This is a genomic window from Streptomyces sparsogenes subsp. cuspidosporus, from assembly GCF_039532705.1.
Classification (GTDB): domain Bacteria; phylum Actinomycetota; class Actinomycetes; order Streptomycetales; family Streptomycetaceae; genus Streptomyces; species Streptomyces sparsogenes.
Map to the genome: position 1 here is coordinate 1 of NZ_BAAASD010000012.1, position 18,409 is coordinate 18,409.

The 18,409-nt window shown below is 74.0% G+C and carries 18 protein-coding genes; 15 read left to right on the forward strand and 3 right to left on the reverse strand.

Annotated elements, in window-relative coordinates; translation table 11 throughout:
* Together ABFY07_RS16540 and mycP are read left to right on the forward strand one after the other, a co-directional pair.
* Positions 1 to 932 (forward strand): hypothetical protein (locus ABFY07_RS16540; protein ID WP_346175244.1); only part of this gene is annotated, 932 nt, incomplete at its 5' end.
* Positions 929 to 2,158, forward strand: a complete 1,230-nt coding sequence (gene mycP, locus ABFY07_RS16545; protein WP_346175245.1) for a type VII secretion-associated serine protease mycosin — start codon at positions 929 to 931, stop codon at positions 2,156 to 2,158. The genes ABFY07_RS16540 and mycP, both read left to right, overlap by 4 nt.
* 98 nt (positions 2,159 to 2,256) lie before the next feature.
* Here mycP and ABFY07_RS16550 read toward each other — a convergent pair whose 3' ends face one another.
* Entirely contained in the window at positions 2,257 to 3,084 is an 828-nt protein-coding gene (locus tag ABFY07_RS16550; RefSeq protein WP_346175246.1) for a serine hydrolase, read from the reverse strand.
* 63 nt (positions 3,085 to 3,147) lie between these two features.
* Here ABFY07_RS16550 and ABFY07_RS16555 point away from each other — a divergent pair, with 63 nt between their 5' ends.
* Both ABFY07_RS16555 and ABFY07_RS16560 read left to right on the forward strand, forming a co-directional pair.
* Entirely contained in the window at positions 3,148 to 3,882 is a 735-nt protein-coding gene (locus tag ABFY07_RS16555) for an SseB family protein (RefSeq protein WP_065965955.1), read from the forward strand.
* A 145-nt stretch (positions 3,883 to 4,027) separates the two neighbouring features.
* On the forward strand, positions 4,028 to 4,891 hold the full coding sequence (locus tag ABFY07_RS16560; protein ID WP_346175247.1) for an aquaporin: 864 nt from the start codon (positions 4,028 to 4,030) through the stop codon (positions 4,889 to 4,891).
* 91 nt (positions 4,892 to 4,982) lie between these two features.
* Here the strand turns inward: ABFY07_RS16560 and ABFY07_RS16565 are convergent, their stop codons facing one another.
* Positions 4,983 to 5,351: a DUF1844 domain-containing protein gene (locus tag ABFY07_RS16565; RefSeq protein WP_065965957.1), complete on the reverse strand. Its 369-nt coding sequence runs from the start codon at positions 5,349 to 5,351 to the stop codon at positions 4,983 to 4,985.
* Positions 5,352 to 5,685: 334 nt separating this feature from the next.
* On the opposite strand from ABFY07_RS16565, the gene infC reads away from it, so the two are divergent.
* The 10 genes from infC to ABFY07_RS16615 all read left to right on the forward strand — a co-directional run bounded on the left by infC (position 5,686) and on the right by ABFY07_RS16615 (position 16,617).
* Positions 5,686 to 6,339, forward strand: a complete 654-nt coding sequence (gene infC / locus ABFY07_RS16570; protein WP_346175248.1) for a translation initiation factor IF-3 — start codon at positions 5,686 to 5,688, stop codon at positions 6,337 to 6,339.
* Positions 6,340 to 6,457: 118 nt separating this feature from the next.
* Complete coding sequence (rpmI, locus tag ABFY07_RS16575; protein WP_014175142.1) at positions 6,458 to 6,652, forward strand: 50S ribosomal protein L35; 195 nt, start codon at positions 6,458 to 6,460, stop codon at positions 6,650 to 6,652.
* Positions 6,653 to 6,753: 101 nt separating this feature from the next.
* Positions 6,754 to 7,137 (forward strand): 50S ribosomal protein L20, encoded by a 384-nt coding sequence (rplT, locus tag ABFY07_RS16580; RefSeq protein ID WP_014175141.1) that lies wholly within the window; start codon positions 6,754 to 6,756, stop codon positions 7,135 to 7,137.
* A 104-nt stretch (positions 7,138 to 7,241) separates the two neighbouring features.
* Positions 7,242 to 8,075 (forward strand): TrmH family RNA methyltransferase, encoded by an 834-nt coding sequence (locus ABFY07_RS16585; protein ID WP_065965959.1) that lies wholly within the window; start codon positions 7,242 to 7,244, stop codon positions 8,073 to 8,075.
* Between the two features lie 87 nt (positions 8,076 to 8,162).
* Complete coding sequence (locus tag ABFY07_RS16590; RefSeq protein WP_346175249.1) at positions 8,163 to 9,338, forward strand: sensor histidine kinase; 1,176 nt, start codon at positions 8,163 to 8,165, stop codon at positions 9,336 to 9,338.
* A gap of 148 nt (positions 9,339 to 9,486) precedes the next feature.
* Positions 9,487 to 10,614: a phenylalanine--tRNA ligase subunit alpha gene (gene pheS / locus ABFY07_RS16595; RefSeq protein ID WP_346175250.1), complete on the forward strand. Its 1,128-nt coding sequence runs from the start codon at positions 9,487 to 9,489 to the stop codon at positions 10,612 to 10,614.
* Positions 10,614 to 13,139 carry a phenylalanine--tRNA ligase subunit beta gene (gene pheT, locus ABFY07_RS16600; protein ID WP_346175251.1) on the forward strand — a complete coding sequence of 842 codons (2,526 nt, stop codon included), beginning with the start codon at positions 10,614 to 10,616 and terminating at the stop codon, positions 13,137 to 13,139. The genes pheS and pheT overlap by 1 nt, the downstream gene beginning before the upstream one ends.
* Positions 13,140 to 13,417: 278 nt before the next feature.
* On the forward strand, positions 13,418 to 14,632 hold the full coding sequence (locus ABFY07_RS16605; protein WP_346175252.1) for a PP2C family protein-serine/threonine phosphatase: 1,215 nt from the start codon (positions 13,418 to 13,420) through the stop codon (positions 14,630 to 14,632).
* 58 nt (positions 14,633 to 14,690) lie between these two features.
* The gene (locus tag ABFY07_RS16610) at positions 14,691 to 16,028 is read left to right on the forward strand and encodes an NsdA family TPR-like regulatory protein (protein ID WP_346175253.1); all 1,338 of its coding nucleotides are present in this window, start codon (positions 14,691 to 14,693) and stop codon (positions 16,026 to 16,028) included.
* A 58-nt stretch (positions 16,029 to 16,086) separates the two neighbouring features.
* Positions 16,087 to 16,617: an NUDIX domain-containing protein gene (locus tag ABFY07_RS16615; RefSeq protein ID WP_346175254.1), complete on the forward strand. Its 531-nt coding sequence runs from the start codon at positions 16,087 to 16,089 to the stop codon at positions 16,615 to 16,617.
* Positions 16,618 to 16,724: 107 nt separating this feature from the next.
* On the opposite strand, the gene ABFY07_RS16620 is transcribed toward ABFY07_RS16615, so the two are convergent.
* Positions 16,725 to 16,982: a hypothetical protein gene (locus ABFY07_RS16620; RefSeq protein ID WP_346175255.1), complete on the reverse strand. Its 258-nt coding sequence runs from the start codon at positions 16,980 to 16,982 to the stop codon at positions 16,725 to 16,727.
* A 184-nt stretch (positions 16,983 to 17,166) separates the two neighbouring features.
* Here ABFY07_RS16620 and ABFY07_RS16625 point away from each other — a divergent pair, with 184 nt between their 5' ends.
* Positions 17,167 to 18,261, forward strand: a complete 1,095-nt coding sequence (locus ABFY07_RS16625; RefSeq protein ID WP_428836940.1) for a glutathione S-transferase family protein — start codon at positions 17,167 to 17,169, stop codon at positions 18,259 to 18,261.
* The last annotated feature ends 148 nt before the right edge of the window (positions 18,262 to 18,409 follow it).

Consider the following 18,409-nt stretch of genomic DNA (forward strand, 5'->3'; position numbering starts at 1 on the left):
CCGCGCCGCCCGCCGCCCCCCGTTCCCGCACCCCGCCGCCCGCCGCCCCGGCGCCGCGCGGCCACCAGCCCGCCGGATTCGGCCCCTGGCGCCGCCCCGACCCGGCCCCGGCTTACGACCCGTACGACCCGTACGACAGCACGGGCCCGCGAGACAGCACCGGCTCCCGGGGGACGGCCGGCCGCCGCGGCCCCGGCCGGGTCGCGGCCGCCGCCGCGTGCCTGGTCCTCGGCCTCGGACTGCTCGGCGGCGCGGCGGCCGGATCCTGGCTGACCGGCGACTCCGGCTCCCGCCCGGCGGCCGGGGACGGCTACGCACGGGCCCGCGCCGCCTGGCACAGCGTTCCCGTCGACGACCTCTTCCCGCGCACCCTGCGCGGCCACGGCCCCGGCGGCGCCGACCGCACCTGGACCCGGATCGCGGTCGCCCCGGACAGCAGCTGCGGCGGCGCCTTCGACCCGCTGCTCGCCAAGGCCCTGTCCCCGGTGGGCTGCAAACGACTGCTGCGTGCCACCTACACGGACGCGACCAGCACCAGCGTGACCACCGTCGGCCTGCTGGTGGCCAAGGCGGGGCCCGGGACCATGCGCGGGCTCAGCGAGCGGTTCGACTCCGAGGGGCTCGGCGAACGCGCCGACCTGATGCCCCGCCCGTACGCGGCGAAGGGCACCGCCGCCGCCGACTTCGGCGACGCCCAGCGCGCCAGCTGGCGGATCAAGGTCCTGACCGACGCCCCGGCCGTCGTGTACACCGTGACCGGCTTCGCCGACGGCCGGAAGGTCACCGCCCCGCAGCCGGCCGGCGAGGCCACCCGCCGCGGCGCCACGACGGCCCCGGCCCAGGCGGGCCTCGGCCACGACGCGCGCGGCATCGCCGACGAGATCGAACGCGCCTTCCATCGCGCGCTGGCCAAGACGGAGGCCCCGCGATGACCCGGTGCCGGCGGCTGCGGCGCACCCTGGGGGCCGGGCTCGCCGCGGCGGGGCTGGCCCTGCTGCCCGCCGTACCCGCCCAGGCGGACGGCATACAGGCGCAGGAGTGGGCGCTGGACGCCATCCACGCCCCGACCGCCTGGCGGATGACCAAGGGCGCGGGCGTCACGGTCGCCGTGCTCGACACGGGGGTGGACGACCGCCACCCCGACCTCGCGGGCCAGGTGCTCCCGGGCAAGGACCTGATCGGCTTCGGCGCCGGGCGCGGCGACGCCGCCTGGGCCGGACACGGCACCGCGATGGCCGGGATCATCGCGGGCCACGGCCACGGCGCCGCCGGCGGCGACGGGGTGATGGGCGTGGCCCCCGAGGCCAGGATCCTGCCGGTGCGGGTGATCCTCGAAGAGGACGACCCGGCTCGCAGGAAGGCCCGCAAGGAACGCGGCGGCGCGCTGGCGAACGGGATCCGCTGGGCGGCCGACCACGGCGCCGACGTGATCAACATGTCGCTGGGCGACGACAGCGAGTCCGCGCACCCCGAGCCCGCCGAGGACGCCGCCGTGCAGTACGCGCTGCGCAAGGGCGTGGTCGTGGTGGCCTCGGCGGGCAACGGCGGCAAGGAAGGCGACCGGGCCTCCTACCCGGCCGCCTACCCCGGGGTGATCGCCGTGACCGCCGTGGACCGCTACGGCTCACGCGCCTCCTTCTCCACCCGCCGCTGGTACGCCACGGTCTGCGCGCCCGGCGTCGATGTCGTCATCGCCGACCCCGACCGGCGCTACTACGCGGGCTGGGGGACCAGCGCCGCCGCCGCGTTCGTCTCGGGGGCGGCCGCGCTCGTCCGCGCCGCCCACCCCGAGCTGAGCCCCCTCCAGATCCGGCAGCTGCTCACCGAGACCGCCCAGGACCGCCCGAAGGGCGGCCGCAGCGACGAGCTCGGCGCGGGCCTGGTGGACCCGGCGGCGGCGATCAAGGCGGGGGAGAAGCTGAAGCCCCGGGCGCAGCGGCCCGCCGTGGGCGCCTCCCCGCAGCGCTACTTCGGCCCGGGCCCGCAGCGCGCCTCCGCGGCCGGCGGCGACGACGGCGGCCCCAACCGCCTGGCCCTCACCGCCGCCTTCGCCGGCGCCGGCCTGCTGGCCGCCGCGGTGACGCTGTGGCGCGGCGCGGGGCCGCTCCGCGCGCCGGCGTTCCTCCGGCCCCGGCGCGGCCGCCCGTTCGGCGACTGACCCGATCCCCAAGAAGCGCCCGGGCCTCAGGAAGCACCTGGGCCTCAGGAAGCGCCCGGGCGTCAGGAGGTGCCCGGGCGTCAGGAACTGCCCGGGACTCAGGAAAGGGCAACCCCTAGGGCGGCGCGTGCGGCGCGCTCCACCACCGCGACGCCGCTGTCCTTGTCCGGGTGACCATCGGAGAGCACGGCCACGAGATACGTGCGACCCTTCGCCGTGACCTGGCCGATGCTGTTGACGTCCCACAGGCCGGTGGCGGTGCGCGGCAGCCAGCCGTTCTTGAGCCGGGTGAGCGCCGGGTCGTCGGCGGCGGCCGAGACGCCCCACGCCTGCTCCGGCACCACCTGCCCCATGAGCCGCCGTATGTAAGCCCGCGACCGTTCGCCGAGCGCCGCCTCGCCGCCCGCTTGTCCGTCGGTGAAGACATGTGGTCCCTCGGTGAAGATCTGACGCAGCAACGTGAGCTGATCGGCGGCGGTGGTCCGGGTGAGCCCCCATCTCCCCGAGGCGCCGCCGTACGTGTCCGTCAGCCCGAGCCGCTCGTTCGCGGCGTCGAGACCCTCCGCGCCGCCGATCTCCCGCCACAGCGCGGTCGCCGCGTCGTTGTCGCTCCGCTCGATCATCACCGCGGCGTGCGAGCGTTCCTGGGCAGTGAGCTCCCGCCCGGCGTCCTGCGCCCGCAGCAGCAGCGCGGCGAGGATGTCCACCTTGACGATGCTCGCGGTGTCGTACGCGTCGGCGCCGTACACCGCGCGCGCCGCGGAGCCGGTGTCGAGGACCGCGACCGAGAACCGGGCGTCGGTGCCGTCCGCGACGGCGCTCAGCGCGTCGGCCTGCGCCGCGTCCAGCGCCGCGTCCAGCGCGGCGGCCGACGGTGCCGGCCGCGCCTCCGCCGGCGCGCCGTCCCTCCTGCTCACCCGTTCCATGCCGCTCCCTCCCTCGGCCCCCCGCCGCAGTTGTCCTCTCCCCGCCACCGATACCCTCGTCGGGTGGCGCTCAAGAACATCCCCGACCCCGGCTTCTCCGGCGACGACGGCTCAGCCGACCCCCGCCTGACCGCGGCGCTCGCCGCCTGGGCCGACGACCCCGCGACCGAGCCCGAGGTGCTCGGCGCGCTCAGCGGAGCACGGCTGCTGGTGCCGGTGGTCGCGCTCCTCGGCGAGGTCGAGGAGGGCCCCGGGGGACTGCGCCGGGAGAAGACCAGCGACATGGCGGTGCCCACGCTGCAGGCCCCCGACGGCCGGCGCGCCCTGCCCGCCTTCACCTCCCTGGAGACCCTGGCCCGCTGGCGCCCGGACGCCCGGCCGGTGGCCGTACCGCTGCGCCAGGCGCTCGAGGCCGCCGCGCACGAGAAGGCGGACACCGTGGTGCTCGACCTGGCCGGGCCGGTGCCGTACCAGCTGACCGGGCCCGCCCTGCTCGCCCTCGCCGAGGGCCGGACCAGCGCCGACCCGCTCGCCGACCCGGCGGTCGCCACGGCGCTGCGCACCGTGCTGGCCGCCGAGCCCGGGGTGCTCCGCGCCCATCTGACGCCCGCCGCGGACGCGGACGGGATGCTGGCGCTCACCCTGGAGTCCGGCGCCCCCGCGCCCGAGACCGTGCGGCGGGTCGCCGAGGCCCTGGCCGCCGACGAGACGCTGCGGGCCCGGCTGGTGCGCGGCCTCGACCTGGCGCTGCTGCCGCCCGGGACGCCGGTGCCCGGGGAGCCGCTCTTCAGCCGCTGAGCGTACGGGGGACCCTGAGCCCGCGCGAGCCGCAGGGCCCGCGTTTCCCCGATCTTCTGCACGATCTCCGACAGGCGAAATCTCCCCATTCGTCCCACAATGCTAGGACGACAACTGGCGATCGATCCGATCGAGGAGAGCGCCAATGGATACGAGTACGACGGAGACGAGAGCCACGGAGACGAGGACGGTCGTAGCCGAATTCGTCGGAACCGCGATGCTGGTCTTCTTCGGGGTCGGTTCCCTGGTCCTCGCGGGCGACTACATCAACGCGGTCGGCATCTCGTTCGCCTTCGGCTTCACCCTGATCGTGGTCGCCTTCGCCTTCGGCCGGATCTCCGGCTGTCACATCAACCCGGCGGTCACCCTGGGGATGCTGCTGGCCAGGCGGATGGACATTCGTGCGGCCATCGAGTACTGGGTGGCCCAGCTGGTCGGCGGGATCGTCGGCGCGGCCCTGCTCTTCCTGCTGGCCAAGCAGGTCCCGAGGCTGGTGACGGACGACGCCTTCGGCAGCAACGGCTACGGGGGCCGGTCGCCGGTGGGCATCGGCGGCGGCGGGGCCTTCCTCGCCGAGGTGCTGCTCACCCTGCTGCTGGTCTTCATCTACCTCACGGTGACCGGCAAGGTCACGATGGTCGCCGCCGAGCCGGTGCCGGTGGGCCTCGCCCTCACGGCGGTCAACCTGGTCGGCATCCCGCTGACGTGGACCTCGGTGAACCCGGCGCGCAGCCTGGGCCCGGCGCTGTTCGCGGGCGGCGGCGCGCTCTCGCAGCTGTGGCTGTTCCTGGTCGCGCCGATGATCGGCGGGGTGCTGGCGGCGGGCCTGCACATGCTCACCCACCCGGGGCATCCGGTCGCCGAGGAGGAGCGGGAGCAGGTCACCGGCCCCCGGCCGCACATGCCCTGGGGCAGACGGCTGGGCGGCAGGCGCCCCGGGGCGGGCCGTCCGGAGGCCGGAGGACCCGAGCCGGGCGGACCGGAGACCAAGCCGCCGGAGGCCGCGTGAGCCGGGCCCCGCGGCCCCTCCGAAGCCCCGGCGGAAGCCCCCTGAGGCCTTCAGCCGAAGCCCCTTCAGTCCAAGCCTTCGGGCGAGGCGCTCAGCGTCCGAAGACCGGCCCGGTGAACTTCTCGCCCGGACCCTGGCCCGGCTCGTCCGGCACCACCGACGCCTCGCGGAAGGCGAGCTGCAGCGACTTGAGCCCGTCGCGCAGCGGCGCCGCGTGGAAGGAGCTGATCTCCGTGGCGCTGGCGGTGACCAGCCCGGCCAGGGCGTTGATCAGCTTCCGCGCCTCGTCCAGGTCCTTGTGCTGGGGGCCCTCCTCGGCCAGCCCCAGATTGACCGCCGCCGCGCTCATCAGGTGCACCGCGACCGTCGTGATCACCTCGACCGCGGGCACGTCCGCGATGTCGCGGGTCATCTGTTCGAAGTCGGGCGCCTGCTGCTGCCCGGCGTTGGCGTCACTCATGGTGCTGGAGGCTCACTTCCTGATGGGTGGTGCGACCCAGCCTAGGCGGGGTCGCGGCGGGCCTTCGCCAGGGGGCGCGTGGCGGGCCGGTGAGCGTACGCCGCGGGTCCTGGTATCGTAGAGAAACGACCGGCCGGTCACTCGCGTGTCCGGCCCGCAAGTGGAGGCTCCGAACTCCCACCTGACCGACCCCCGGGTCGGCAGGTCATCGGTCAGGCTGCGCCCCGCGGTGATATCGCGGCGGTGCTCCCGGTCAATGAGGAGCCCCGCCTGTGTACCGTCCGGGGCGTTTTCCACGTCACGGTGCGGTGGTCCCACAAAGAACAGACGTTACGTGGCTGCCCGCCAGGCGGTCGCGTGGTGCAACCGAGGAGGCCCCATCAGCGCCGAGCCCCGCATCAACGACCGGATTCGCGTCCCCGAGGTGCGACTCGTCGGTCCCAGTGGCGAGCAGGTCGGCATCGTGCCGCTTGCCAAGGCCCTGGAGCTTGCGCAGGAGTACGACCTCGACCTCGTCGAGGTGGCGGCGAACGCACGCCCGCCGGTCTGCAAGCTCATGGACTACGGAAAGTTCAAGTACGAGTCGGCCATGAAGGCCCGTGAGGCGCGCAAGAACCAGGCGCACACGGTCATCAAGGAGATGAAGCTCCGGCCGAAGATCGACCCGCACGACTATGACACCAAGAAGGGTCACGTCGTCCGGTTCCTCAAGCAGGGCGACAAGGTCAAGATCACGATCATGTTCCGCGGCCGTGAGCAGTCCCGGCCCGAGCTCGGCTACCGGCTGCTCCAGCGGCTGGCCGAGGACGTCCAGGAGCTCGGCTTCGTGGAGTCCAACCCGAAGCAGGACGGCCGAAACATGATCATGGTCCTCGGTCCGCACAAGAAGAAGACCGAGGCGATGGCCGAAGCCCGCGAGGCGCAGGCCGCCCGCAAGGCGGAGCGCCAGCAGGGCACCAGCCCCGCGGAGGAGCCCGCCGAGGCGTGATGTCGAGGCGCGAGCCTCGCCCCGGGGCCGCGCGCCCCGGACACAACCAGAAACATCCCGACGCTTGAGCCTGCCCTTGTGCGGCCGGACGGCGTCCCGACGAGGAGAGAACGGCGACATGCCGAAGAACAAGACGCACAGTGGTGCCAGCAAGCGCTTCAAGCTCACCGGCTCCGGCAAGGTGATGCGCCAGCGCGCCGGTCGCCGCCACCTTCTCGAGCACAAGCCGTCCACGTTGACGCGCCGCCTGGCCGGCAAGACCGAGATGGCCCCGGCCGACGCCAAGAAGATCAAGAAGCTTCTCGGCAAGTGACGCCCCGCCCCGCTGCGGCGGGGCGAGCGCCGAGCCGACCGGGACCTATTCGTTTCCGGGCCGCGTGAGTCAGCCGCGGCCCCGTACAAGGAGTTAAACAAGTGGCACGCGTCAAGCGGGCAGTCAACGCCCACAAGAAGCGCCGGGCGATCCTCGAGCAGGCCAGCGGCTACCGGGGCCAGCGCTCCCGCCTGTACCGCAAGGCCAAGGAGCAGGTCACCCACTCCCTGGTCTACAACTACAACGACCGCAAGAAGCGCAAGGGCGACTTCCGCCAGCTGTGGATCCAGCGGATCAACGCCGCTGCCCGCGCCAACGGCATCACGTACAACCGCTTCATCCAGGGTCTGAAGGCCGCCAACATCGAGGTGGACCGCAAGATCCTGGCCGACCTCGCGGTCAACGACGCGAACGCCTTCGCCGCGCTGGTCGAGGCGGCCCAGAAGGCGCTGCCGAGCGACGTCAACGCCCCGAAGGCTGCCTGACCGCGGCGCTGAGCCCGACCTGGCAACGGACCCGCAGGTGACCTGTCACCTGCGGGTCCGCGCGTGTCGGCGGGCACCGGACAACAGAAGCGAGAGCACACCCGATGGCGACCCCCGAGCTGACCTCCCTGAAATCGCCGCGCGTCACCGCGGCGAGACGGCTCGCCAAGCGCAGCTTCCGCGGCAGGGAGCGCCGATTCCTCGTCGAGGGCCCCCAGGCCGTCCGTGAGGCGGTGGCGCACCTGGTGGAGGTGTACGTGACCGTGGAGGCCGCCGCGCGCCACGCGGACATCGTCGCCGCCGCCCGCGCCGCGGGCGCCCCCGTGCTCACCGCGACCGACGAGGTCGTCGCCGCGATGTCGGACACCGTCACCCCGCAGGGCATCGTCGGGCTGTGCCGCTTCCTGGACGTGCCGTTCGAGGAGATACTCGCGGCCCGCCCCCGGCTGGTCGCGGTCCTGGCGCACGTCCGCGACCCGGGCAACGCCGGCACCGTGCTGCGCTGCGCGGACGCCGCCGGGGCGGACGCGGTCGTGCTCACCGACGCCTCCGTCGACCTGTACAACCCCAAGTCCGTGCGGGCCTCCGTCGGCTCCCTCTTCCATCTGCCCGTCGCCGTCGGCGTGCCCGTCGAACGGGCCGTGAGCGGGCTGCGGCAGGCCGGGGCGCGGGTGGTGGCCGCCGACGGGGCGGGGGAGCGGGACCTTGACACCGAGCTCGACGAGGGGGTTCTGGGCGCGCCCACGGCCTGGATCTTCGGCAATGAGGCGTGGGGGCTGCCGGAGGCGACCCGCGCACTCGCGGACGAGGTGGTGCGCGTTCCGATCCACGGCAGAGCCGAAAGCCTCAACCTCGCCACGGCCGCCGCCGTGTGCCTCTATGCCTCCGCTCGTGCGCAGCGCGCTCCCGGAGGGTGCCGCTCCGTCACATCGACCTAGTAGGGTTGCCCCCTCTGGGGGCCCAGGGTCTGTCGTCAAAGGGGGCGTCCGGCCGCGAGCCGACAGGCTTGAAGAGGGGGTGCGGGGATGGACGTCAGGACCTCCGGCGCCAGGTCGAGTGACGCCTGTGCGCCCGGGACGCGCCTGGGAGCGCCGGGCCAGGGATATGCGCGATGGGAGCCGGACGAGGCCGCGGGCCTCGGCGTGCACCCGGACGACCTGCCCGACGGCCTGGTCATCGCCGATGAGACCGGCCGCGTGACCTGCTTCAACGCCGCGGCGGCCCGGATCACCGCGACCCGCCAGGCCGACGCGCTCGGGCGCAAGCTGGAGCGCGCGCTCCCGTTAGAGGACCTGGAGGGGCGCCGCTGGTGGGCGCTGACCGACCCGTACGGGGGCCTGGCCACCCGCGTCGGCCAGCCCGAGCGGAACCTCCTGCTCCCCGGCGGCCGTGAGGTGCTGGTCTCCGCCCGCTATGTGCGCGAGCGGCCGACGGGCCCGGTGCGCCGGGTCGTGGTCTCGCTGCGCGGCACCGAGGCCCGCCGCCGCACCGAGCGCAGCCACGCCGAGCTGATCGCCACCGTCGCCCATGAGCTGCGCTCCCCGCTCACCTCCGTGAAGGGGTTCACGGCGACGCTGCTGGCGAAATGGGAGCGCTTCACCGACGACCAGAAGCGGCTGATGCTGGAGACCGTCGACGCCGACGCCAACCGGGTCACCCGCCTGATCGCCGAGCTGCTCGACATATCGCGGATCGACTCGGGCCGCCTGGAGGTGCGGCGCCAGCCGGTCGACATCGCGGCCGCGGTGCGGCGCCACGTCCAGGCGCTGACCGCCGCCGGTCACTCGTCCGAGCGCTTCCTGATCAAGGTCAGGGAACCGCTGCCTGGCCTGTGGGCCGACCCGGACAAGATCGACCAGGTGCTGGGGAACCTCCTGGAAAACGCGGTGCGCCACGGCGAGGGAACCGTCACCATTGAGGTGGCACCCGAGCAGGCCAGGCCTGCCGCGGAAGGCCCCGCCGTCGAAAGGACCGCCGTCACCGTGAGCGATGAGGGCCCCGGTATCCCCGAGGAGTCGATGAGCCGCGTCTTCACCCGCTTCTGGCGGGGCAGCAAGCGCGGCGGCACCGGCCTGGGCCTGTACATCGTCAAGGGCATCGTCGAGGCACACGGCGGGACGATCACCGTCGGCCGGGCCCACGGCGGCGGCGCGGAGTTCCGATTTACCCTGCCCGTGGGTACCCCGGCCTACCTGGCCTGAGGAGCCCGCGGGCCACACCAGCCACCCGGGGCCCGGGGCGTCCCCCGGAACAGCGCGGACCAGCGCCCTCTAGACTCGGCTTTTGGCACCTTTGGCGCGCCAGTGGTCGAGGCAGGCCGCGCACAGCCAATCGGAAGCACGGGAAGAGATGTCGGCACCGAATAAGTCGTACGACCCTGTCGAGGTCGAGGCACTGAAACCAGAAGAGGTCGCCCGGATGCGGGACGAGGCGCTCGCCGCCGTCGCCGCCGCCGGGGATCTCGAGGCGCTGCGCGAGGTGAAGGTCGCGCACACCGGCGACCGCTCGCCGCTGGCGCTGGCCAACCGCGAGATCGGCGCGCTGCCGCCGCACGCCAAGGCCGACGCGGGCAAGCGCGTCGGTCAGGCGCGCGGCGCGGTGAGCAAGGCGCTGGCGGCCCGGCAGGCGGAGCTGGAGGCGGAGCGGGACGCCCGGGTGCTGGTCGAGGAGGCGGTGGACGTCACGCTGCCGTACGACCGGGTCCCGGCCGGCGCCCGCCACCCCATCACCACGCTCTCCGAGCGCATCGAGGACGTCTTCGTGGCCATGGGCTACGAGGTCGCCGAGGGGCCGGAGGTCGAGGCGGAGTGGTTCAACTTCGACGCGCTCAACTTCCCGCCGGACCACCCGGCCCGCGAGATGCAGGACACCTTCTTCGTGCAGGGCGCGAAGGGGCGGGACGGCGCAGGGTCCGGGGTGGTGCTGCGCACCCACACCTCGCCCGTGCAGGTCCGCTCGATGCTCGAGCGGAAGCCGCCCATCTATGTGATCTGCCCCGGCCGGACGTACCGCACCGACGAGCTGGACGCCACCCACACCCCCGTCTTCAGCCAGGTCGAGCTGCTGGCCATCGACGAGGGCCTGACCATGGCCGACCTCAAGGGCACCCTGGACCACATGGTCACGGCGCTGTTCGGGGAGGGCATGTCCACCCGGCTGCGGCCGAACTTCTTCCCGTTCACCGAGCCGTCCGCCGAGATGGACATGCAGTGCTACGTGTGTCGCGGCGCCTCGGTCGGCAACCCCGACCGGCCCTGCCGCACCTGCTCCAGCGAGGGCTGGATCGAGCTGGGCGGCTGCGGAATGGTCAACCCCCGGGTGCTGATCGCCTGCGGCGTGGACCCGGAGAAGTACAGCGGGTTCGCCTTCGGCTTCGGCATCGAGCGGATGCTGATGTTCCGGCACAACGTGGAAGACATGCGAGACATGGTCGAGGGTGACGTGCGCTTCACCCGGCCCTTCGGGATGGAGATCTGATGCGGATCCCGCTTTCTTGGCTGCGGGAGTACGTCGACCTGCCGGCCGGTGAGACCGGCCGCGACGTGCAGGCCAAACTCGTCTCGGCCGGGCTGGAGGTCGAGACCGTCGAGCAGCTCGGCGCCGGCCTCAAGGGCCCCCTGGTGGTCGGCCGGGTGCTGGCCATCGAGACGCTGGAGGGCTTCAAGAAGCCCATCCGCTACTGCCAGGTCGACGTCGGGCAGGCGAACGGCAGCGGCGAGCCGCAGAACATCATCTGCGGCGCGACCAACTTCGCGGTCGGCGACAAGGTCGTCGTCTCCCTGCCCGGCGCGGTGCTGCCCGGCGGCTTCGCGATCTCGGCCCGCAAGACGTACGGCAAGGTCTCCGAGGGCATGATCTGCTCGGCCGCCGAGCTCGACATGGCCGACGACCACTCGGGCATCATCGTGCTGCCCCCCGAGTACGAGGTGGGCACCGACGCGATCGAGCTGCTGGAGCTCGTCGACGAGGTCCTGGACATCGCCGTCACCCCGGACCGCGGCTACTGCCTGTCGCTGCGCGGCGTGGCCCGCGAGGTCGCGACCGCCTACGGGCTGCCGCTGCGCGACCCGGCCCTGCTGGACGTGCCCACGCCCAACGCCCACGGCTACCCGGTCACGGTCTCCGACCGGATCGGCTGCGACCGCTTCACCGCGCGCACCGTCACCGGCCTCGACCCCGAGGCGCACTCCCCGATCTGGCTGCAGCGCAGGCTCCAGAAGGCCGGGATGCGGCCGGTCTCGCTCGCCGTCGACGTCACCAACTACGTGATGCTCGAGCTCGGGCAGCCGCTGCACGCCTACGACCGGTCCCGGCTCAGCGGGTCCATCGGGGTGCGCCGCGCCGAGCCGGGCGAGAAGCTCACCACCCTCGACGGCACCAAGCGGGTCCTGGACGCCGAGGACCTGGTGATCACCGACGACAACGGCCCGATCGGGCTCGCCGGGGTCATGGGCGGCGCCAACACCGAGATCGCCGACGCCCAGGCCGACCCGGAGACCGGCGCCGTCCGCGGCACCACCGACGTGGTCATCGAGGCCGCGCACTTCGACCCGGTCTCCATCGCCCGCACCGCGCGCCGCCACAAGCTGTCCTCGGAGGCGTCCCGGCGGTTCGAGCGCGGCGTCGACCCCGAGGCCGCCTCGGCGGCCGCCCAGCGCACCGTCGACCTGCTGGTGCTGCTGGCGGGCGGCACCGCGGAGGCGGGCGTCACCGAGATCGTGGCGCCCAGCGCGCCCCACACGATCACGCTCGCCGCCGACCACCCGGACCGGGTCGCGGGCCTCGCCTACGGCCGCGAGACGGTGGTGCGCCGGCTCCAGCAGGTCGGCTGCGACGTCTACGGCGCCGACACCCTCACCGTCACCGTCCCCAGCTGGCGGCCCGACCTCAGGGACCCCAACGACCTCGCCGAGGAGGTCATCCGGCTCGAGGGGTACGAGAACCTCCCCTCGACCCTGCCCCAGCCGCCCGCCGGCCGCGGGCTGACCGAGCGGCAGCGGCTGCACCGCCGGGTCGGCCGGGCGCTGGCCGGCGCCGGCTACACCGAGGTCCTGAACTACCCGTTCATCGGCGACGAGGTGCTCGACCAGCTGGGCCTGGCCGCGGACGACCCGCGGCGCGACGCGGTCCGCCTGGTCAACCCGCTCTCCGACGCCGAGCCGGCGCTGCGCACCACCCTGCTGCCGGGGCTGCTCGCCGCGCTGCGGCGCAACGACGGCCGCGGGGCGCACGACCTCGCGCTCTTCGAGACCGGTCTGGTCTTCCGCGCCACCGGCGACGAGCCGGCGGCGCTCAGCCTGCCCGTCGACCGCCGCCCCTCCGACGAGGAGATCGCCGCACTCGACGCCGCGCTGCCCAGCCAGCCGCGACGCGCCGCCGTCGTCCTGACGGGCGCCCGCGAGCAGGCCGGCTGGTGGGGCAAGGGCACCCCGGCGAGCTGGGCCGACGCCGTCGAGGCCGGCCGGACCGTGGCGCGGGCGGCCGGTGTGGAGCTGATCGTCCGCCAGGACCAGCAGGACCCCTGGCACCCGGGCCGCTGCGCCGCGCTGCTGGCCCTCGTCGACGGCCAGGAGATCCTCGTCGGCAACGCGGGCGAGCTGCACCCCCGGGTCACCAAGGCGCTCGGCCTGCCCGAGCGCACCTGCGCGATGGAGATCGAGCTGGACCGCCTGGAGCAGGCGGCCCCGGGCCCGGTCCAGGCCCCGCACGTGTCCGCCTTCCCGGTGGCCACCCAGGACGTCGCGCTCGTCGTCGACGCCTCGGTCGCGGCGGCCGACGTCGAGGCGGCACTGCGGTCCGGCGCGGGTGAACTCCTCGAGTCGCTGCGGCTGTTCGACGTCTTCACCGGCGAACAGCTCGGCGAGGGCAAGAAGTCCCTGGCCTACTCGCTCCGCTTCCGCGCCCCCGACCGCACGCTGACCGCCGAGGAGGCCTCGGCGGCCCGCGAGGCCGCGGTCGCGGCGGCGGTGACCCGCACCGGCGCCGTACTGCGCGGCGCCTGAGGACCGGTGGAGCCCTGAGGCGTGCTCTGAGAAAAGGTGGGGCGCATCCCGTCGCGCGGGATGCGCCCCACCGCGTTCGGGGGAACGCTTTCCGCCGCCTCGGCGCGTCGTTCGACAACGAGACCGAGCCACGCTCACCCGATCAGGTGAGAATCGGAGTCCGACTACTCATTTTGACAGGAGCTGTCGCCAGAATCGTCCCGGTCGCACGGCCCACGCAGCACCGACCGTCCAGGGGCCCGGCCGACCGCCTCATTGGCCGGCGTTGGGGGCGACACATGATCGGGACCTGGGTAGTCGGCGGCGCGTTCGTACAAGGAGCACGGGGCCTGAAGGCCGTCAACCGCGCGGTCCCCTGCCTGTGGGTGCTCGGCGTGATCTGCTGGGAGCTGCTGACCCCGCACGAGACCGAAGTGGTCCCGCTCCTCGCCGCCGCCCCCGCCATCGCCTGTGCCAGCAGCGGCCGCCGCAGATGCATCCTGCTGCTCGGCGGCGCGAGCCTGCTGTTCGCCCTCGCCCCGCCCACCGCCCTGGAACCCGACGGCGACGCGGAGGAACCGCACGCCGGCCTGGTCAGCTGCGGCGCCATCCTCGCGGTCGCCGTCGCCAGCTACCTCACAGGCGGCCGCAGGCTGCGCCTGGTGCGCGAACTGGAGCAGATGCGGGCGGTGGCGACCGCCGCGCAGGACGCGGTGCTGCGACCGCTGCCCGCCCGCCTGGAGGGCATCGAGGTGGCGGGCGGCTATCTGTCGGCCAGCCGCGGCGCCGTGGTCGGCGGCGACCTGTACGAGGCGCTGGCCACCCCCCACGGCGTGCGCGTGATCATCGGCGATGCGCGCGGCCACGGCCTCGCCGCCATCAGCACCGTCGCCGCCGTGCTCGGCAGCTTCCGCGAGGCCGCCCACGACGAACCCGAACTCGCCGGCGTACTGCGCCGCCTGGACCGCGCCCTCCAGCGGCATCTGCGCGAGCGTGCCCTGGGCGATCCCCCGGCCGGCGAGGAGGCCGGCACCCCGGTCGCGGAGGAGTTCGTGACCGTACTGCTCCTCGAGGTCGGGCCGGACGGCGAGACGACCGCGCTCAACTGCGGCCACCCCTGGCCGTATCTGCTGTCCGAGGAGGCCACCGGCGCGCCGCGGATCCGCCGACCCGCCGTCGGTGAGGTGCTGCCCCCGCTCGGCCCCTTCCCGCTCCCCGCCGACCTGCCCGCCGCCCGGTGCGCCCCGCTGCACCCCGGCGACACCCTGTTCCTCCACACCGACGGCGCCGAGGACGCACGCGACGCCCAGGGCAGGTTCTTCCCCCTCGGCACCGCCCTGGCCGAGGCCGCCGGCCCCGGCCCGATCGTCCCCGCGGCCCTCGTCACCCAGGTTCGCGAGGCGGTGCTGCGGCACACCGGCGGCAGGCTCGCCGACGACATCGCCCTGCTGGCGCTGAGCCAGGAATCCAAGCCCGGGCACCCGCCCGGTCACTTCACACCCCGTGCGAACTGACCTCCACTACGCTGGCCACACCGGGGGCACGCGGCTGGGGGCGCACCAGGAGGGGGCCATGGAGCCCAACACACTGCTCGACTCCGTACTCGACGAGGCCGGGATCTCCCACGCCGGGCTCGCCGCGCACATCAACGAGGCGGGCCGGGCCCGCGGCATGAAGCTGCGGTACGAACACACCGCCGTCGCCCGCTGGCTGAAGGGCCAGCGCCCCCGCGGCCAGGTGCCCGACCTCATCTGCGAGGTGCTCGGCGAGCGGCTGCACCGCGCGCTCACCCTCGACGACATCGGCCTCGGCACCCCCGGCAGCCCCCGCGCCCCCGCCACCCCGCTGTCCGGCTTCGTCGAGCGCGCCACCGCGCTGTGGCGCTCCGACGAACAGCAGCGGCCGCACGTCGTCGCCGCGCCCGCCGTCACCGGCACCCCCGCCGTCATCCCGGTGTGGGAGTGGGAGAACCCGCCCGAGGACTCCGATGTCTCCCGCCGCGGCCTCACCCGCGTCAGCATGGCCGACATCGACATGCTGCGCGCCGCCCGCGCCCACTACGAGCAGCTGTACCGCAAGGCCGGCGGCGTGGCCACCAGAGCCCGCGTCGTGGGCTTCCTGAACGCCGAGACCGCGCCGCTGCTGCGCGGCAGCTACCCCGACGCCACCGGCCGCCAGCTGCACCGGGCGACCGGCGGCCTGGTGGCCATCGCCGGCATCTGCGCGTACGACTCGGATGCCCACGGCCTGGCCCAGCGCTACTTCCACCAGGCGCTGCGGCTGGCCAAGGCGAGCGGGGACCGCGGACTGGGCGCGTACGTCATCGCGCTGCTGGTCAACCAGTCCCTCTTCATGAAGGAGTACCGGCAGGCGGTCGCGTTCGCCGAGTCGGCGCTGCGCGCGTCCGGCTCCCACATCACCCCCGCGCTCGCCGCCGACCTGTACGCCATGCAGGCCAAGGCGTACGCGCGGCTGGGCGACGGGGCCGGGGCGCTGTCCTGCATCCGGCGCGCCGAGACCGCGGCCGACCGCATCCGCCCCGGCCAGGAGCCCGACGAGACCGGCTACGTCCAGCCCGGGCTGGTCAACGTCCAGGTCGCGGAGGCGCTGCTGAGCCTCGGCGACCTCGGCGGCGCCCGGGAGCACGCCACCGCCGCGGTCGGCACCCCGGCGCACGACCGGGGCCGGGTGCACCGGCTGGCGATGCTCACCCACATCGCCCTGCGACAGGGCGACGCGGACCGGGCGGGGGCCACGGCGGTGGAAATGACCGAGCGGGCCCGCGGCATGGAGTCCCGGCGTTTACGCGACCGGCTCCGCGCCGTACGGGAACACCTCGCCGAGAGCGGGAGCGCGGCGACTGCCGAAGCCGCCGAACTCATCGACGGGGCGCTGCGCGTGCCCCTCTGAGTCCGGTCCGCGCCCTCGTCGACAGCCTTGCCAACTGTGCGGCGGAAGGTGGCTGACAGTGCGCTGGAAGAATCTCAAGGAGCGGACCGTGTACGAGAACCGGTGGTTCCGGGTGAACCTCGCCGACGTCAGACTCCCCGACGGCCGCCACCTCGACCACTATCTGATCCGGCTGCGCCCCGTGGCCGTGGCCACCGTGGTCAACGCGGCGAACGAGGTGCTGCTGCTGTGGCGGCACCGCTTCATCACCGACAACTGGGGCTGGGAGCTGGCGGCCGGCGTGGTGGAGGACGGCGAGGACATCGTGGCCGCGGCGGCCCGGGAGATGGAGGAGGAGACCGGCTGGCGCCCCGGCCCGCTGCGCCATCTGCTGTCCGTCGAGCCGTCCAACGGCCTCACCGACGCCCGGCACCACATCTACTGGGCCGAGGAGGCCGCGTACGTCGGACCCCCGGAGGACGAGTTCGAGTCCGACCGGCGCGCGTGGGTGCCGCTCAAGCTCGTCCCCGACATGGTGGCGCGGGGCGAGGTGCCCGCCGCGAACATGGCGGCCGCGCTGCTGCTGCTCCACCACATCCGCCTCGGCTGACCACCGGCACCGGCCCCTCCCCGGCGGTCGGCCGACCGTGCCCCGACCGTTTCCCCCCAGCCGTGCCCCCCGGCCGGGCAGGCCACACGGCCCTTCGACGGCGGGTCTCAGCGGCCCGCGGCCTGCCACAGCGCGAGCGCCAGCGCGCACACCCCGGTCAGCGCGGCGATGGACCTCAGCGGCCAGCGCCCGTGCTCCAGATGGCGTACGCGTGCCGTCAGCTGCGCCACGTCCTCCTCGGCCTGGTCCCCACGGTGGTCCAGCAGGGCGAGCTGGCCGTCGACGCGGGCGAGACCGACATCGACCCTGCGGCGGATTTCCGCGAGCTCCACGGCTAACGCGGCTTGCTCGGGCTCGGTGGTCACGGGCTGTTCCCCTTCCGGAATGTGCTTCCGTGCGCTTCTCACAACCCGAGTGAAGCGCGTGGCGAGGTGGGGCGGGAGAGTGTGCGCAGGACGGACGCGGGTCAGCACCGCACACCCCGTGTGAAAACGGGGTGAGTGAATTGTGTGGACGGGTACATCGAGAGCTGGAGAAGGCTCACGGTCCGTGAGCACCCACCGCCGCAAGCCCCACCGCCGCAAGGAGATGGTCACCTTGTCCCCCGCCGACACCCCCGGCCCCGGCCAGGACACCCCCGCCGACGAGAACAGCCCCTGGGAAGAGTTCAGCCGCTCCGCCCCGCACTTCGCGGACCGGATCACCGCCGACGGCCGGGACGGCTGGCCGGTGGAGGCCGGGCGCTACCGGCTCGTGGTCAGCCGGGCCTGCCCCTGGGCGAGCCGCTCGCTGATCTCCCGGCGGCTGCTCGGCCTGGAGCCCGCCCTCTCGCTGGCGGTCACCGACCCCATCCAGGACGAGCGCAGCTGGCGGTTCACCCTGGACCCGGGGGAGCGGGACCCGGTGCTGGGCATCGCCTTCCTCAGCGAGGCGTACGACGCCCGCGAGACCGGATACCCGGGCGGGGTGAGCGTGCCCGCGCTCGTGGACGTGCCCAGCGGCGCCCTGGTCACCAACGACTACCACCGGATCACCCTGGACCTGGCCACCGAGTGGACCGCCCTGCACCGCGAGGGCGCCCCGGACCTGTATCCCGAGGCGCACCGCGACGAGATCGACGAGGTGGCGGAGGCCGTCTACCGCGATGTGAACAACGGCGTGTACCGGGCGGGCTTCGCCGAACACCAGCGGACGTACGAGGACGCGTACCGCCGGCTCTTCGCCCGCCTGGACCAGCTCTCCGAGCGGCTGTCCACCCGGCGCTACCTGGTCGGCGACACCATCACCGAGGCCGACATCCGTCTGTTCACCACGCTGGTGCGGTTCGACGCCGTCTACCACGGCCACTTCAAGTGCAACCGCAACAAGCTCAGCGAGGACCCGGTGCTGTGGGCGTACGCCCGGGACCTCTTCCAGACCCCCGGCTTCGGCGACACGGTCGACTTCGACCACATCAAGCGCCACTACTACCAGGTCCACACCGACATCAACCCGCGGCGCATCGTCCCGCTCGGCCCCGACCTCTCCGGCTGGCTGACCCCGCACCACCGCGAGCAACTGGGCGGCCGCCCCTTCGGCGACGGCACCCCGCCGGGCCCGGTGCCCGACGCCGAGACGATCCCGGCGGCGGGCCGGGCCGGGTGAGCGCGTCCGGCCGTGAAGGACCATGCCATATGCCCGCGACTGACGCCGAGGCGGCGGTATTGATCGCCGGTGGTGGGCCGGGCGGCCTCACCGCCTGGGCGCTTCTGCCCCGCTCTACCCCGAAGGGGGTGGGTCTGGTTCGTTCCCA